Raw genomic sequence first — 17,227 nt, forward strand, 5'->3', positions numbered from 1 at the left:
CCCTTTATTTGGTTTAAATCTTAACGTAAATGTATCCGCTTCTGGTTTTTCTGTAATGATTTCCATTCCAAAAATAGTATTTACTGCCTTTTACTTTTACAACCGTATAATGCCTTGGTGGTGTTTTAATAATGGTCACCGCATTGGGTCTGGTAACCACATGAGTTGCACAAGAGGTCATGTTTAAAATTAAAAAAAGGAATAAAAATAAGGTAAGAGTTCTCATAACTTTTAAAATTTGGGTTTAGCTATAAGACTTTTAGAACGTAAAAAGGTTTAATTAAACAAACAAAGCTTTTAATTCTGTGGCTTCATTTGGCTTTATTTTTCCTGCCAACAATAAACTTAATTGTTTTCTTCTTAGGGCGGCCATATACCTTTCTTTTTCAAGTTTTGTTTCTGGTAAAACCTCAGGAACAGCGATTGGTTTTCCTGTTTCATCAACAGCTACAAAGGTATAAATGGCTTCATTGGCCTTTGTTTTGGCTCCAGATTCTCTGTCTTCAATCCAAACATCAATAAACACCTCCATTGAGGTGTTAAATGCTCTTGAAACCTTGGCTTCAACCGTAACCACACTTCCTAACGGAACAGCTCTGTTAAAAGCTACATGATTTACAGAAGCGGTCACCACGATGCGTCTGGAGTGTCTTCTTGCAGAAATGCTGGCAGCTCTATCCATTCGCGCTAACAATTCCCCTCCAAATAAATTATTTAAAGGATTGGTTTCTCCCGGAAGGACCATGTCGGTCATTATAGTTTTTGATTGCTCAGGTGTTTTTGCTTGCATCAGGTCATTTTTTATGATTGTGCAAAGGTAAAACGATTTTAGCGTATTACTACAGGGTTTTAATTATTATTAAAACAGTTTTCACCTATAAAGGGAATTCTTTCAAAAAAGAAAAGAAAAAATTAATCTAATTCTTTAACTAATAACCAAGCGTCTTTGTTACTTGTTTTTCTAATTTTGTGAAGTTCAACTAGCGCCTCTTGTCCAGTTTCATAACTTGCATAAACAACTTCATGTAAGCCATATTTATTAACACCAATTTTTCTGGCCTTGAAACCTTCAGCTTTTAATTGATTAATTTTTTTATCACAGTTTGCTTCTACTCTAAAGGCGCCAGCTACAATATGATAATTGCCCGATTGTTTAGTCACATTAAAAGTCACCGCAGGAAGCGGGTTCTCTATCACAAAAGTAGCCTGCTGGATTTTATTGTCTAATTGCTGAAACGCTTCTTTTTGTGCCAGTTGATTATGTGTTTCAATTTGATTCACATAATAATTTGAAGCGACATATCCACCCAATGTCAAAGCAATTACAGCTACAGCCGCATATCTAAAATAAGGTATTAATCGGCGTTTTTCAGGAGAGAACACAACAGGAATTTCTTTTTCAATAGTTTGAGCAGTTTCTTTATAAAGTTCTCGTGTAATAGCAGGCGATACAAATTGAGCTAATCCAAAGGCATCAGTTAAATAATTGAGATGATAAGATGGTTCAAAAAGTATTTTTCCTTCACTATTAAAAACTATTTCCCCTATATTATTAAACGTAAGCGTTTCTCCCTGTGTTAAAAGCGATTTAAGAATTTTAACCCGTTTCTGAATTTTTTCATTAGCCTCCTCAAAAGGAATTTTTTCTACATCGGCAATGTAGTTAGCTAATAAGCCATCATTTTTTTGAATTTGCTCATTAAATGACAGATTTTTTTTGGGGGGATAAAAGGCATTAGTGGTATCATTAATAACCGCCGGAACTCGTTGTGTTAAAAAGGCACCAAATTCAGGCACCGTCACGCATTCATATCTATAAAGTAAATCACTGATGTAGGTCTCTAATTGCATAAAAACAAAGTTAAAAAATTAAGCTTTTATATAAACTTTTGACAAAACTATTTATTAACATCGCAAAAATTACTTACTTGTAAACTTTAAATCAATGCATTAGAATGACAGAAAACGACCTACTAAACACTTTAGCGTTACAACATGTAACTAATATAGGTGATATTACCGCAAAAAAGTTGATTGCATATTGCGGTTCTGCCGAAGAAGTCTTTAAAGAAAAGAAGCGGAATCTCTTAAAAATTGAAGGTATTGGAAGCGTCATAATAAATGATTTATTTGAAATGAGTCATCATAAAGCCGCCGAAAAGGAACTCCATTTTATTAAAAGCAATAATATAGTTTGTTTATATTTTGACGAAGAGGACTATCCTGAGAAATTAAAGCATTGTGTTGATGGACCGGTTTTACTTTTTCAATCAGGTTCTATTAATCTAAAAAATCAACACATCATAAGTATTGTAGGCACAAGAAAAATTACGACTCAAGGTATTGCTTTTTGTGAAATGTTATTGGAACAACTAGTACCTTATAATCCAATTATTGTATCAGGTTTTGCTTATGGAACAGATATTACAGCTCACAAAGCGGCGTTGAAACATGATTTACAAACCATAGGATGTTTGGCTCATGGATTAAATCAAATATACCCTAAAGTGCACAAAAAATATGTGGCGGATATTGAAAAGAATGGAGGGTTTTATACCGACTTTTGGAGTGGGGATACTTTTGATAAAAACAATTTTTTAAAACGAAATAGAGTTATAGCTGGTTTGAGTGAAGCTACTATTGTCATTGAATCTGCTGAAAGAGGAGGAAGCCTTGTTACTGCTGATATTGCTAATTCTTATAACCGAGATGTTTTTGCGGTTCCTGGAAGAATAACTGATTCACAAAGTATAGGATGTAATAATTTAATTAAATACCAAAAAGCACAGATGTTAACGAACCCCTTGGACATTCCGTATGTTTTAAATTGGCAATTGGAAACAGATGTTACACCAAGTATCCAAAAACAACTATTTGTTGAACTTGATGAACAGGAAAAAATAATTTATAACTATTTAAAAGAAAACAACAAACAACAATTAGATACGATTGCCATTAATTGCGGCATGCCTATTTTTAAGATTGCTGGAATCCTTCTTAATATGGAATTAAAGGGGGTTGTAAGACCCTTACCTGGAAAATTATTTGAGCTTATTTAGCTTTTTATATTCCACAAAAAAGTGAATGAGAATAGCTATAATTATAAGAACTCCAACCATGATAATCCAATTATTGCCATTTTCAGATTGAGTCTGAGACAAAATCATAAATCCCTGACTAAGAGTCATTAAAACAGTAAACCAAATTAGTTTTTTCATTTTAATATCCTGCTTTTTCTCGTACTCTCTTTAAAACAGCATTAGCTACTATTTTAGCTTTTTCTGCACCCAGAGCTAAGGCCTCATCAATTTCATTTAGATGACTCATAAAATGATTATAACGTTGACGGGGCACAGCAAATTTATCTATAATAAGTTCATATAACGACTGCTTGGCATGGCCATAACCGTAATTACCATGTTCATAGTTTGCTTTCATAACTTCAACCTGTTCTTTATTGGCCAATAAGTTATAAATAGCAAAACAGTTACAAGTCTTCCAGTCTTTTGGATCTTCAAGAGGCGTACTGTCCGTTTGAATGGACATAATCTGCTTTCTAAGTTGTTTGTCATTCAAGAAAATGTTAATAGTATTGTCTCTGCTTTTACTCATTTTCTCGCCATCGGTGCCTGGAATCAACATGGTGTTTTCTTGAATTTTTCCTTCTGGCATCACAAAAGTATCTCCCATTTTTGCGTGAAATCTGGCGGCCACATCGCGTGTCATCTCAATATGCTGTAACTGATCTTTTCCAACAGGAACAATATTGGCATCGTATAATAAAATATCAGCAGCCATAAGCATAGGATAAGTAAACAATCCAGCATTAACATCTTCAAGTCTGTCGGCTTTATCTTTAAAACTGTGAGCCAATGTTAAACGTTGGTATGGAAAATAGCAACTTAAATACCAAGATAATTCTGTTACTTGAGGGACATCACTTTGTCTGTAAAACACGGTTTTTTTAATATCTAAACCAAAAGCTAACCAAGTAGCAGCAGTTGAATAGGTGTTATGACGTAATTCTTCAGCATCCTTAATTTGGGTAAGCGTATGCATATTCGCAATAAACAGAAATGAATCATTTTGCGGATTATTTGCCATTTCAATAGCAGGCATAATCGCGCCTAAAATATTACCTAAATGTGGTGTTCCGGTGCTTTGTATTCCTGTAAGTATTCTTGCCATAATATGCCTGTCAAAAGTGAGAATCTCATTAAAATTAAACTAAACAATGATATTGAGACAAAGGTAATTTTTTTAATAGAATTGCTCAATACAATTGTGTATTTTTGAAAAACATGAAAGTTTTTAAAAATATATTTTGGGTTTTATACCGAATTTGGTTTTACGTACTTGTAGCCCTACCCATTTTAATTCTTTTTCCGATTCTAATTATTTCTATTTTAAAAGAATCTTGGTATCCTTACTTTTTTAAATTGGCTCGTATTTGGGCCAGATTTATTCTGATTGGTATGGGTTTTAACGTTAAAATTGAAAAGCAACAAGCACTTGAAAAGAATAAAAGCTATATGTTTATTGCCAACCATACCTCTATGGCAGATATTATGCTTATGTTGGTATCTGTAAAAAACCCGTTTGTTTTTGTAGGTAAAAAGGAATTGGCTAAAATACCATTATTCGGTTTTTTTTATAAACGAACGTGTATTTTAGTGGATAGAAGCTCACCTAAAAGCAGACAAGCAGTTTTTTTAATGGCGCAAAGAAGATTAAAATCTGGATTAAGTATTTGTATTTTTCCTGAAGGAGGTGTTCCAGAAGAGCATGTTCTGCTCGATGATTTTAAAGATGGCGCATTTAGACTGGCAATAAACCATCAAATACCCATTGTCCCTCTCACATTTAAGGATAATAAGAAAAGATTTTCTTATACTTTTTTTAGCGGTGGACCAGGTTTGATGCGCGTAAAATTTCATGAATTTTTAGAAACAAAAAACTTAAAAATTGATAGTACAAAAGACTTGAATAATATAGCTCATGAAATAATTTTCAATGAATTGAAAAGAGATAAAAAATAAAAACTGCTCTTTCTCAAGAGCAGTTTTTGCGAGATTTCTTCAAAAGTTTGAAAAAACATCAAGGCCTAACCAAAAACCTAAAATTTTAATCCAATTCCCGTATAAACACCTATAAAATAGGGTTTAAAATTGCCTGAGGTATTGTTGAATGTATTGATTTGATATTTAAATAAGGGCTCTAAATTCAAATCTAATTTTTTAGTTATTTTATAATTTAATCCCAAACCAAAATTAGCACTATAACTTACCTTATTAAGGTTTGTAGCTTCTCCTATACGAGTTCGGTTTCCATTAAATTCAGAAAACAATTCATTGTTGCTCAATATGAATGAACTAAAGCCACCGATAATATTAAAACCAAATTTTTTATTAATAAGTGCGTATTCAATTTCTAATGGAATCTCAATAAAACCTAGAGATTGATTGACGGATGTGTTTGATGTTTTAATAAAGGGTTCATTAACTATATTGCTTACACTTTCTCCGCTTATTAGCGAGAAGTTTTCTCCTGAATTATTCGTATCTACATTTTTTAAAGCGCTGGAGTTAGAACTTAACCCAATAGATTCAAAAACAATAACATTATTAGTATTGTATCCTAAATTAACCTTATTAATACCAGACCGAATACTTAATTTTTTATTAAAGGCGTAACTCGCGCTAACACCATAACTCATAGTGACTTCACCGCTTTTAGAATTTTCATTAAACTGTGCATCTAATGAGGAACCTTTACCAAGGCTATTAAAATAAATTGGTGCGGCATGAGTTCCAACACTCCATTTGTTTAAATTAGTAGCTTCAACTTCTTTTTTTGATTCAGCAATAGCTTCTTCAATTGTCGAATTATTTTTTGCATTTGAATTCATCAAAGGGTTGCTCTCCTCAGTTTTATTATCAGCTATAGAAGAAATATCTTGTTTATTTGAATGAGTCTTCTCATCCACTATTTCCGTTTCCGACATAACATTGTCAGATACACTTTGATCAATTCTTGCAAGGTTATTTTCTTCAGATGCATTTAAATTCGAGCTGTTTTTATTAGCCAAAATTTGTTTTTTGTCTTTTGATTTAATCGGACTAGCACTCAAATTAGTATTAGAAAAATTATTGCTATGACTAGTTGATTGAATTGAATTATGAGAATTTGAAAGGGTATTGGGATCTTTATTCTCATTGTTATCGACAGCAATATTATTAGAGCTAATAATGGCGTTATTTGGAATAATTGATTTTTCAGGGAAGACGTTTTCAGTATCCACAACTTGATTTGCAGGAAGTGAATTATCATTGTTAAAATAGATGCTTCCAACGGTTAATAGCAATAAAAATAATGCAGCAATGCCGGCATAACGCCACCATATTGGAAGAATTCTGCGTTTCTTTTTATTTTGATTAAGTTTTGCCTCAATATTTTGCCAAACGGCATCTTTAGGAGTGACCTCAAAATCTTTAAAGCCTTCTTGAAACAACCTGTCAATATGTTTTCTGTCTTTCATTATAACGATTGTAAACTTCTTGTTGTTTTATAGTTTTCAATAGTTTTTTTCAATATCTGTCTAGCTCGCGCTAGATTAGATTTTGAAGTACCTATATTAATATCTAGCATACTAGCTATGTCTTTATGAGAATAACCATCCAGAACGTATAAGTTAAAAACCAACCTGTACCTGTCCGGTAATTCTTGAATAATCTGCAAAAGATAATCTATGTTAACAGAATCTTCGTCAATTTCTATCTCCTCATCTTCTGCAAAATCATCAGGGATGATTTCAAAAACCTTTTCGTGACGGTATCGCTGTAAAACAGTATTAACGGTAATTCTTTTTAACCATCCTTCAAAGGAACCTTTATGTTTAAACTGTTCAATTTTATTAAAAATTGTTAAGAATGCATCCTGCAGATTATCTTCAGCTTCGGCATAGTTTCTTGAATACTTTAAGCAGATTGAAAATAGTTTGCTCGAAAAGAGTTTGTATATTTCACTTTGTGCTTGAGTATCATTAATCTTACAATTTTCTATGAGTTGTTTTAAACCCAAATCAAACACGTATTAATTAATAATTCATTAATCTATAACGGGTACTTCAATTATTAAATATTGATCTTCATCATTTTCGTCAACGCCCTGCCAAAATTTAAAAATATAACTACCATTACTGGTCACAATAAAATTAAAAGTTGCTTCTACCAATTCATCGCTCAGGTCATTACAATTATTGTCCTGTACGTTATAATTTATAACAGCTACAGTACGTTCATTTAAATTTTTTCTATAATAGAACTCTTTAAAACTATGACAAGTTGTAGGTCTTAAATAACTAACGGTAATAGGATAGATTTCACCTAAAGTAAATGATTCTGGTATATTAACACTTTCAACAGGTAAAATATCAAAGCTGTATTCAAGACTATCGTCGTTGCTACAAGAGGCAAATAAAATTAAGGATAATGTAATTATAATCAAACGTTTCATTGCAATTTTCTATTAATTTGGGTTCACCAAATAGATGCTGTGACGTTTAAATGGTTGCGTGTTAAATAAAAAAATCCCGATTTATCGGGATTTTTAAATTATTTTAAAGCTTTTAAAATTTCTTTAATTTTTAGTTCCAGTTCATCCTGAAGTTCTGGATTATCTTTAATAATAGCTTTAACAGCATCTCTGCCTTGTCCTAGTTTAGTGTCTTCATAGCTAAACCAAGAACCACTTTTCTTAATAATTTCATGTTCAACCGCAATGTCTAAAATTTCACCAACTTTTGAAATGCCTTCGCCGTACATAATATCAAATTCTGCTGTTTTAAAAGGTGGGGCTACTTTATTTTTAACCACTTTCACTTTGGTTTTATTACCAGTAACGTTGCCGTCAGTTTCTTTAATTTGTGTTGAGCGTCTTATATCTAACCTTACAGAAGCATAGAATTTTAAGGCATTCCCACCAGTAGTGGTTTCCGGGTTGCCAAACATAACTCCAATTTTTTCACGCAATTGGTTAATGAAAATAACGGTGCAATTTGTTTTACTGATTGAAGCAGTAAGTTTTCTTAATGCCTGAGACATTAATCGTGCATGTAATCCCATTTTTGAATCGCCCATTTCTCCTTCAATTTCACTCTTTGGGGTTAATGCGGCAACAGAATCTATAACTACAATATCGATAGCGCCAGAGCGAATTAAATTATCGGCAATTTCAAGTGCTTGTTCACCATTATCTGGTTGAGACATAATTAAATTGTCAACATCTATACCTAATTTTTGAGCATAAAACCTATCAAACGCATGTTCCGCATCAATGAAGGCTGCAATACCTCCTGCTTTTTGAGCTTCTGCTATGGCGTGTAATGTTAAAGTAGTTTTACCAGACGACTCCGGACCGTAAATTTCAATAACTCGGCCACGCGGATAACCACCTACTCCCAGGGCAATATCCAATCCAAGGGAACCAGAAGGAATAGCTTCAACATCTTGTATAGGTGAATCACTCATTCTCATAACCGTCCCTTTTCCGTAGGCCTTATCAAGTTTGTCTAATGTAAGTTTAAGTGCTTTTAATTTGGCGTCTTTTTCGTTGCTCATCTTTAATTTTATTTCAGTAAATATTGTTGCTAAAATAACACTTCTTTTGTCACAATACAATTTTAGCACGCAACCTTTTTTGGTATTTTACATCTACTTATTATAATGGGAAATTTTTGCTATGAAAAGATACGGTTTAAAATTTGACATCAATAATTTTTTGAAAGAATAGGTTTTTATTAAGTGGTAGCTAATCCAAAAATGAAAGCCCTATGTTGACTAATTCAAATATTTAAAAAAGCACTTTGCAATATGTAAAGTGCTTTTTTTATACTAGATGGCCATGGTTTTTTAAAAAAACGTACCTTTGCATTTTTAATATTCTTTAACCTTAAATCATTAGTATAGCATGCAACTGTACAATAAATTAAGCGCAAAAGAAAGATCAGAATTAATCGATGAAGCAGGAAAGAATCGATTAACGCTTTCTTTTTATCAATATGCCAAAATTGGCAACCCTCAAGTGTTTAGAGATCACTTATTCATTACCTGGAATGCATTAGATGTTCTGGGAAGAATCTATGTGGCTCATGAAGGGATTAACGGTCAGTTATCACTGCCGGCAGATCGCTTTAATGAATTCAAAACACATTTAGACAGCATTAGTTTCTTAGAAGGAATCAGACTCAATATTGCCATTGAGCAAGACAATAAATCATTTTTAAAACTTAAAGTTAAAGTGCGTGATAAAATTGTGGCTGATGGTTTGAATGATGACACTTTTGATGTCACTAATAAAGGCATTCATTTAGGCGCAGAACAATTCAACGCTTTTATAGAAGATGAAAACACGGTTTTAGTTGATATGCGTAATCATTATGAAAGTGAAATAGGGCATTTTAAAAATGCCGTGACACCAGACGTTGATACATTTAGAGACTCTTTAGATATTATTGAAGCCGATTTAAAAGACCACAAAGAAGATAAAAACCTGGTCATGTATTGTACCGGAGGCATCCGATGTGAAAAAGCAAGTGCCTATTTTAAGCACAAAGGGTTTAAAAATGTTTACCAACTTGAAGGCGGAATAATTGAATATACCCGACAAGTCAAAGAGAAAAATTTAGAAAATAAGTTTTTAGGACAAAATTTTGTATTTGATGACCGCAGAGTAGAACGCATCAGTGATGATGTGGTAGCTAATTGTCACCAATGCGGTCAGCCTTTTGATGTGCATACTAATTGTGCTAATGAAGCCTGTCATTTACTATTTATTCAATGTGATACATGTAAAGAGAAAATGGAAAATTGCTGTTCAACCGCTTGTATGGAAATAAACAGATTACCTTATGAAGAGCAAAAGGCACTTAGAAAAGGGAAAGGTAATAGTAATGACATTTTTAAAAAGGGGAGAGCAGATCATTTACCATTCAAAAAGGATTTGAGAAATATTTTTGAGACCCTAAATATTAATAAAGAATAACGAGTCAATTATGCAGAAAATTGAATTAATGGCTCCTGCAGGAAATTTTGAATCATTGCAGGCGGCTTTAGATAACGGCGCAGACTCTATTTATTTTGGAGTGGAACAGCTAAACATGCGTGCAAGAGCTTCCATAAATTTTACCTTAGAGGATTTGCCAGAAATAGCAAAACGTTGTAAAGCCAAAAAGGTAAGAACCTATTTAACGCTAAACACCATTATTTACGATCATGATTTATCTATAGTTAAAACCTTAATCAACAAAGCTAAAGATTCTGATATTACTGCGGTTATTGCTATGGACCAGGCGGTAATAATGACTGCAAGAGAGGTTGGCATGGAAGTGCATATTTCTACGCAAATAAATATCACTAACATTGAAACCGTTAAATTTTATGCGCTGTTTGCTGACACTATGGTTTTAAGTAGAGAACTGAGCTTAAGACAGGTAAAAAAAATAACCGAGCAAATTGAAAAGGAACAAATTAAAGGACCTTCAGGTAAATTAATTGAAATAGAAATATTTGGTCATGGAGCTCTTTGTATGGCAGTTTCTGGGAAATGCTATATGAGTTTGCATTCTTATAATTCTTCTGCAAACAGAGGTGCTTGTAAGCAAAATTGCAGAAAAAAATATACGGTTATTGAACAGGAAACAGGTTTTGAAATGGAGATTGACAATGAATATATCATGTCTCCAAAAGACTTATGTACCATAGATATTTTAGATCAAGTAGCAGATGCCGGAATTAAGGTGTTGAAAATTGAAGGTCGCGGAAGAGCCCCTGAATATGTTGCAAAAGTAATTTCATGTTATCGTCAGGCCATTGATAGTTTAGAAAGTGAGAGGTACCGAAAGGAAAAAGTGATTGTCTGGATGCAAGAACTTGAAAAAGTTTATAATCGTGGTTTCTGGAATGGGTATTATTTAGGGCAAAAACTTGGAGAATGGAGTATAGGTTCCGGATCTCATGCTACCCAAAAGAAAGTGTATATAGGTAAAGGCACGCATTTTTTTCCAAAACCTCAAATAGGTGAATTTAAAATTGAAGCTTATGATATTTCTATTGGAGACACTATTTTAATAACCGGACCAACTACTGGTGCTAAAGAAATTGAGGTCAATGATATGATGGTGAATGATGAAAAATTAACAAAAGGGTCTAAAGGAGATTTAGTTACTATTCCTTTAGGTTTTAGAATTAGACCTTCTGATAAGTTATATAAAATTGTAGAAAACAAAGTAGAAGCTTAATGGTAGTCATCACCTTACAGCGTAACAAATGTATTGGATGTAATTATTGCGTGGAATTTGCTCCTAAACAATTTCAAATGTCAAAAAAAGACGGAAAATCTGTCTTGTTGCATGCTAATGATAAGAAAGGCTTTTTTACTGTAAAATCTAATGATAATGATATTTTTGAGGCTTGTGACAAAGCTTCAACTGCTTGTCCAGTAAAAATAATCAGTGTAAAATTAATTTAAGAATCTACACAATTAATAAGCTTTTTTAGGGTTGTAATGATAATTAAACTACTATTTTAAAGTAAGCATAATAATCTTATCTTTACCTTTTAAAATAAATATAAACCTTCATTCGTAATATTTATATTAACGAATTCAACATATAAAAACATATGGCTTGTAACAGTTGTACAACTGACAGTGGCGGACAACCAAAAGGATGTAAAAATAATGGTACCTGTGGTACAGATAGTTGTAACAAACTTACCGTATTTGATTGGCTAGCAAACATGTCTCTTCCAAACGGAGAAAAACCTTTTGACTGGGTTGAGGTCCGTTTTAAAAACGGCAGAAAAGAGTACTATAAGAACCTTGAAAATCTAACATTAAGCATTGGTGATGTGGTTGCTACACAGGCACCATCTGGTCATGATATAGGGATGGTTACCCTAACAGGGGAATTGGTGCGGGTTCAAATGAAACGTAAAAATATTTCTCAAGAGTCGGAAGAAATATATAAAATATACAGAAAAGCGGGTCAAAAGGATATTGATATTTGGTCTGATGCCAGAGACAAGGAAGAACCTATGAAGGTGAAAGCACGTCAATTCGCCATAGACTTAAAGTTAGAGATGAAAATTTCTGATATAGAATTTCAAGGAGATGCCAGTAAAGCTACGTTTTATTACACTGCTGAAGACAGGGTTGATTTTAGAGAACTTATTAAGGTGTTCGCCAGAGAGTTTAGAACCCGTATTGAAATGAAACAAGTTGGTTTTCGTCAGGAAGCCGCAAGACTTGGAGGCATTGGCTCATGTGGAAGAGAATTGTGTTGTTCAACCTGGTTAACAGATTTTCGCTCGGTAAGTACCTCAGCGGCAAGATACCAGCAGTTATCATTAAATCCCCAAAAACTGGCGGGTCAATGCGGTAAATTAAAGTGCTGTTTAAATTATGAGTTGGACACCTATCTTGATGCTTTAAAAAGTTTTCCAAAAACAGAAATTAAATTAGAGACTGAAAAGGGAACGGCCGTTTGCCAGAAAACAGATATTTTTAAGGGGCATATGTGGTATGCTTATGAGGGTGAATGGATGAATTGGCATAAAATAACAACTGATCAGGCAAACGAAATAATTGGCATTAACAAAAAAGGCAATAAAGTTTCAAGCCTTGAAGAATATGCTTCTGAGTTGATCAATGAGAGTAAAAATGAGTTTGAAAACGTTGTTGGTCAAGATAGTTTAACGCGCTTTGATAGTCCAAAACCAAATAATAAACGTAAAAATAAAAGGAACAATAAAAATAGAAGAAAACCTCAAAACATAAAAAATGATGCGAAATAAGGTATTGTTCTTAGTTTTAGTTTTTTCTTTAGTAATAGTTTCTTGTGATTCAAAAAGGATCTATGATGATTATAAATCTGTTCCGGATGAATGGAATAAAGATTCAATAATGTCTTTTAAAATACAGCCTCCAGATTCCATTAACCCTTATAATTTATTTGTGAATTTAAGAAACACCAATAAATATAAGTATAGTAATATTTTTTTAATCGTTGAAATGGTCTTTCCCCACGGAAAAACAATAAAGGACACTTTAGAATACAGAATGGCCGATCCAAGTGGCAAATTATTAGGCACAGGTCTTATGGATGTTAAAGAAAATAAGTTGTGGTATAAAGAAGCTGTTGTTTTTAATGAATCTGGTGAATATACAGTTAACATTCAACATGCTATGAGAGAAAACGGCAAAGTAAACGGCGTTGTTTCTCTTGAGGGTATTACAGATATTGGTTTTAGAATAGAATCCCCAACAAGTAATAAATAGTTATGGCAAAAACGAAACAAACAAAAGATAGTCAAGGGTTTGATAAGTATGTGCGTTGGTTTTGGATACTTTTTTCCACAGGCATCATTTTTCTTATATTAATCTTTGCTTTCGCTTCTTGGGGCGTATTTGGTGAAATGCCAGACCATACTGTTTTAGAAAACCCCAAAACAAATCTTGCGACAGAAATCATTTCTTCTGACGGAAAAACCTTGGGGAAGTTTTATTTTAATGACAACAGAACGCCTGTTGGATATGAAGATTTATCGCAAAATCTGGTTCAAGCACTAATTGCTACAGAAGATGAGCGTTTTATGGATCATTCTGGAATAGATGCGAGAGGTACTTTAAGAGCCTTGGTTAAACTTGGTAGCGGCGGTGGAGCAAGTACTATTTCTCAGCAATTAGCCAAGCAATTATTTCATGGAGAAGGCTCAACGAACATTATTGAAAGAATTTTACAAAAGGCAAAGGAATGGATTATTGCTATCCGTTTAGAACGTCAATATACCAAAGAGGAGATTATTGCACAGTATTTGAATATTTATGATTTTGGGAATAATGCCGATGGTATAAGAAGTGCTTCTCGTATTTATTTTGGAAAGGAACCCATAGATTTAAATATCAATGAATCTGCTATTTTAGCTGGTATGCTGAATAATTCTTCTTTATATAATCCAAGGCGTAATCCGGAAGGTGTAACCAATAGAAGAAATTTGGTATTTAAAAAAATGGTTAGAAATGAATACATTTCACAGAGCGTATGTGACTCTTTACTAACCACACCATTAGACATAAATTATAACCCTGAATCGCATCGTGAAGGAATTGCCACTTATTTCAGAGCATATTTAGATAGATTTATGAAAGACTGGATTAAAAACAATCCAAAACCTGATGGCACTAAATACAATTTGTATAATGATGGATTAAAAATCTATACCACCATAGACTCACGCATGCAACAATATGCTGAAGACGCTGTGCAACAACATATGCCAAGACTTCAGGCAGAGTTTGACCATCAGAATATACCGAGTAGAAATCCTACAGCACCTTTTTTAGAATTAGATAAAAGTGAAATTGAAGCTTTAATGAATCGTTCTATGAGGCAATCTGAGCGTTGGAGAAAAATGAAATATGATCTGCATAAATCGGATGAGGAAATAAAGGAATCTTTTTATAAGCCTACAGAAATGAGTATTTTTTCCTGGAAAGGAGAAATTGATACCATTATGAAACCGATTGATTCTATGCGCTATACCAAACGGTTTTTGCATCCAGGCATGATGTCAATGGATCCACTAACTGGGCATGTGAAAGCTTGGGTTGGAGGCATGAACTACAGGCATTTTCAATATGATCATGTTAAAACAGGAAAGCGACAAGTGGGTTCAACATTCAAACCATTTGTTTATGCCGCGGCTATTGATCAACTACATTTATCACCTTGTGACATGCTTCCAAGATCTCAAATAACCATTGAAGCCTATAAATATGGAAATCCAGAATCTTGGTCTCCAAAAAATGATGATGGTAATTACGGAGGGTCTATGACCCTAATGGATGCGTTAGCAAATTCTGTAAATACGGTTACAGCAAGAATAATGGATAAAGTAGGTCCGCAAACGGTGGTAGATTTAGTTAAGAAGTTAGGGGTTGAATCAGAAGTCTTACCGGTACCTTCAATAGCCTTGGGAACCGCTGATTTAAGTGTTTATGAAATGGTTGGGGCCTATGCGGCATTTGCAAATAAAGGGGTCTATACTAAGCCAGTAATGGTGACAGGTATAGTAGATAAAAATGATACCGTTTTATATCAATTCACGCCAGAAACACGAGATGTTTTAAGTGAAGAAACAGCTTATGTGACGGTTAAACTTATGGAAGGTGTAACACGATCTGGCTCAGGAGCACGTTTAAGAACTTCAGGTGCTGAAACGTATAGAGCCGATTATAGAGAAATAATAACGGGCTACCCCTACCAATTTACAAACCCTATTGCTGGTAAAACAGGAACTACACAAAACCAAAGTGATGGTTGGTTTATGGGTATGGTGCCAAATCTAGTTACTGGTGTTTGGGTGGGTGCAGAAGACAGATCTGTTCATTTTGGAAATATCACCTATGGTCAAGGCGCTGCTATGGCATTGCCCATTTGGGCTGTTTATATGAAAAGCTGTTATGCTGATAAGGAGTTGAATATTTCTGCTGGAGATTTTGAGGTTCCAAAGGACCTTAGCATTCGAGTTAATTGCTCAGACACCTCAGAAAACGACGATGATAATACTAAAATAAAGGAAGAGATTCCGGATGATTTAGATTTTTAAAAATCAAAAGCCATTCTTTTTAGAATGGCTTTTTTATTTTGTAATTTTAAAACAATAAAATAGGTTTCTAATGATTAAAAAGAAAGTTGCAAATGTTGATGAGGCACTGCAAGGTGTTTCAAATAATATGACTTTAATGCTTGGAGGTTTCGGACTCTGCGGCATACCAGAAAATGCGATTGCAAAACTTGTAAAACTTGGTGTTTCAGGATTAACATGTATTTCTAATAATGCCGGCGTTGACGATTTTGGGCTGGGATTACTTTTGCAAAAGCATCAAATAAAAAAGATGATCTCTTCATATGTTGGCGAAAACGATGAGTTTGAGCGCCAAATGCTTTCAGGTGAATTAGAGGTTGAACTAATTCCGCAAGGCACTTTAGCTGAAAGGTGCAGAGCGGCACAATCAGGATTTCCTGCTATATATACACCTGCCGGTTATGGTACCGAAGTTGCAGAAGGAAAGGAGACCAGAGAATTTGATGGTAAGATGTATGTTTTAGAGCATGCTTTTAAAGCCGATTTTGCTTTCGTAAAAGCCTGGAAAGGAGATGAAGCGGGTAATCTAATTTTTAAAGGAACGGCTAGAAATTTTAATCCAAATATGTGTGGTGCGGCAAAAATTACCGTTGCAGAAGTGGAAGAGTTGGTGCCAGCGGGTTCTTTAGACCCCAATCAAATTCATATTCCCGGAATATTTGTGCAACGTATTTTTCAAGGCGAAGTTTATGAGAAAAGAATTGAACAAAGAACAGTAAGAAAAAAAGTTTAGTTATGCTAGATAAAACAGGAATTGCAAAACGTATTGCAAAAGAGGTTAAAAATGGCTATTATGTAAACCTTGGAATAGGAATTCCAACACTGGTGGCAAATTATGTCAGGAATGATATTGAGATAGAATTTCAAAGTGAAAATGGTGTTTTAGGAATGGGACCATTTCCTTTTGAAGGAGAAGAGGATGCGGATATTATTAATGCCGGGAAGCAAACCATTACAACCCTGCCAGGTGCTAGTTTTTTTGACTCTGCTATGAGTTTTTCTATGATTAGAGGGAAGCATGTAGATCTTACAATTTTAGGCGCCATGGAAGTTTCTGAAAATGGAGATATTGCCAACTGGAAAATACCTGGTTATATGGTAAAAGGTATGGGTGGTGCTATGGATTTGGTTGCAAGCGCTGAAAATATAATTGTTGCTATGATGCACACTAATAAAGCAGGTGAATCAAAACTACTTAAAAAGTGTTCTTTACCATTAACTGGTGTAGGATGTGTCAAAAAAATTGTCACCAATCTTGCTGTCATTGAGGTTACCGATAAAGGGTTTAAACTTTTGGAACGTGCTCCGGGAATATCTGTTGAAGAAATTATCAGCGCCACCGAAGGAAATTTAATTGTCGAAGGATCTATTCCAGAAATGGATATATAAAAATGTAGGCAAATACATCAATAAGTTAAAATATTTTACATTTCGTCGATTAATAGTGGTTTTTAACTTGTTATTTGAAAAAGTTTTCTACTTTTATAATCACAAATCAACCAAAACAAATAAATAGATTTCCC

Annotated in this window: 18 protein-coding genes; 10 read left to right on the plus strand and 8 right to left on the minus strand. The window is 33.8% G+C overall.

All coding sequences use genetic code 11. The features are described from left to right. Positions 1-13 precede the first annotated feature (13 nt). The 3 genes from V8G56_RS01535 to V8G56_RS01545 form a co-directional block, all read right to left on the minus strand. Positions 14-226, minus strand: a complete 213-nt coding sequence (locus V8G56_RS01535) for a DUF6515 family protein (protein ID WP_395436691.1) — start codon at positions 224-226, stop codon at positions 14-16. Positions 227-280: 54 nt separating this feature from the next. After that, complete coding sequence (locus tag V8G56_RS01540) at positions 281-790, minus strand: acyl-CoA thioesterase (protein ID WP_331632939.1); 510 nt, start codon at positions 788-790, stop codon at positions 281-283. A gap of 122 nt (positions 791-912) precedes the next feature. After that, positions 913-1,851 carry an HU domain-containing protein gene (locus tag V8G56_RS01545; RefSeq protein WP_395436692.1) on the minus strand — a complete coding sequence of 313 codons (939 nt, stop codon included), beginning with the start codon at positions 1,849-1,851 and terminating at the stop codon, positions 913-915. A 104-nt stretch (positions 1,852-1,955) separates the two neighbouring features. Here V8G56_RS01545 and dprA point away from each other — a divergent pair, with 104 nt between their 5' ends. After that, positions 1,956-3,059 carry a DNA-processing protein DprA gene (gene dprA, locus V8G56_RS01550; protein ID WP_395436693.1) on the plus strand — a complete coding sequence of 368 codons (1,104 nt, stop codon included), beginning with the start codon at positions 1,956-1,958 and terminating at the stop codon, positions 3,057-3,059. Positions 3,060-3,219: 160 nt separating this feature from the next. Here the strand turns inward: dprA and trpS are convergent, their stop codons facing one another. Next, a complete protein-coding gene (gene trpS / locus V8G56_RS01555; RefSeq protein ID WP_395436694.1) occupies positions 3,220-4,188 on the minus strand; it encodes a tryptophan--tRNA ligase in 969 nt (322 codons plus the stop codon). 113 nt (positions 4,189-4,301) lie between these two features. On the opposite strand from trpS, the gene V8G56_RS01560 reads away from it, so the two are divergent. Then, the gene (locus V8G56_RS01560; RefSeq protein ID WP_395436695.1) at positions 4,302-5,039 is read left to right on the plus strand and encodes a lysophospholipid acyltransferase family protein; all 738 of its coding nucleotides are present in this window, start codon (positions 4,302-4,304) and stop codon (positions 5,037-5,039) included. 77 nt (positions 5,040-5,116) lie between these two features. On the opposite strand, the gene V8G56_RS01565 is transcribed toward V8G56_RS01560, so the two are convergent. The 4 genes from V8G56_RS01565 to recA all read right to left on the minus strand — a co-directional run bounded on the left by V8G56_RS01565 (position 5,117) and on the right by recA (position 8,618). Continuing rightward, entirely contained in the window at positions 5,117-6,538 is a 1,422-nt protein-coding gene (locus V8G56_RS01565) for a hypothetical protein (RefSeq protein ID WP_395436696.1), read from the minus strand. Then, positions 6,538-7,080 (minus strand): RNA polymerase sigma factor, encoded by a 543-nt coding sequence (locus V8G56_RS01570; RefSeq protein ID WP_395436697.1) that lies wholly within the window; start codon positions 7,078-7,080, stop codon positions 6,538-6,540. The genes V8G56_RS01565 and V8G56_RS01570 overlap by 1 nt, the downstream gene beginning before the upstream one ends. Positions 7,081-7,107: 27 nt before the next feature. Beyond that, positions 7,108-7,515 carry a hypothetical protein gene (locus V8G56_RS01575; protein WP_395436698.1) on the minus strand — a complete coding sequence of 136 codons (408 nt, stop codon included), beginning with the start codon at positions 7,513-7,515 and terminating at the stop codon, positions 7,108-7,110. Positions 7,516-7,613: 98 nt separating this feature from the next. Beyond that, a complete protein-coding gene (recA, locus tag V8G56_RS01580; protein ID WP_395436700.1) occupies positions 7,614-8,618 on the minus strand; it encodes a recombinase RecA in 1,005 nt (334 codons plus the stop codon). Between the two features lie 349 nt (positions 8,619-8,967). On the opposite strand from recA, the gene trhO reads away from it, so the two are divergent. The 8 genes from trhO (at position 8,968) to V8G56_RS01620 (ending at position 17,093) form a co-directional block, all read left to right on the plus strand. Further along, positions 8,968-10,041: an oxygen-dependent tRNA uridine(34) hydroxylase TrhO gene (trhO, locus tag V8G56_RS01585; RefSeq protein WP_395436702.1), complete on the plus strand. Its 1,074-nt coding sequence runs from the start codon at positions 8,968-8,970 to the stop codon at positions 10,039-10,041. Positions 10,042-10,051: 10 nt separating this feature from the next. Next, positions 10,052-11,296, plus strand: a complete 1,245-nt coding sequence (locus tag V8G56_RS01590; protein WP_395436704.1) for a peptidase U32 family protein — start codon at positions 10,052-10,054, stop codon at positions 11,294-11,296. Next, a complete protein-coding gene (locus V8G56_RS01595) occupies positions 11,296-11,526 on the plus strand; it encodes a ferredoxin (protein WP_395436706.1) in 231 nt (76 codons plus the stop codon). Before V8G56_RS01590 ends, V8G56_RS01595 begins: the two co-directional genes overlap by 1 nt. 152 nt (positions 11,527-11,678) lie before the next feature. Beyond that, positions 11,679-12,851 carry a PSP1 domain-containing protein gene (locus V8G56_RS01600; RefSeq protein ID WP_395436707.1) on the plus strand — a complete coding sequence of 391 codons (1,173 nt, stop codon included), beginning with the start codon at positions 11,679-11,681 and terminating at the stop codon, positions 12,849-12,851. Next, entirely contained in the window at positions 12,841-13,335 is a 495-nt protein-coding gene (locus V8G56_RS01605) for a gliding motility lipoprotein GldH (protein WP_395437593.1), read from the plus strand. The genes V8G56_RS01600 and V8G56_RS01605 overlap by 11 nt, the downstream gene beginning before the upstream one ends. A gap of 2 nt (positions 13,336-13,337) precedes the next feature. Further along, positions 13,338-15,665: a penicillin-binding protein 1A gene (locus V8G56_RS01610; RefSeq protein ID WP_395436708.1), complete on the plus strand. Its 2,328-nt coding sequence runs from the start codon at positions 13,338-13,340 to the stop codon at positions 15,663-15,665. Between the two features lie 70 nt (positions 15,666-15,735). Next, complete coding sequence (locus V8G56_RS01615; protein ID WP_395436709.1) at positions 15,736-16,437, plus strand: CoA transferase subunit A; 702 nt, start codon at positions 15,736-15,738, stop codon at positions 16,435-16,437. 2 nt (positions 16,438-16,439) lie between these two features. Beyond that, positions 16,440-17,093, plus strand: a complete 654-nt coding sequence (locus tag V8G56_RS01620) for a CoA transferase subunit B (protein ID WP_395436710.1) — start codon at positions 16,440-16,442, stop codon at positions 17,091-17,093. The last annotated feature ends 134 nt before the right edge of the window (positions 17,094-17,227 follow it).

Origin of the sequence: Gaetbulibacter aquiaggeris, assembly GCF_044003965.1 — a bacterium.
In the GTDB taxonomy this organism is placed as follows: Bacteria; Bacteroidota; Bacteroidia; order Flavobacteriales; family Flavobacteriaceae; genus Yeosuana; species Yeosuana aquiaggeris.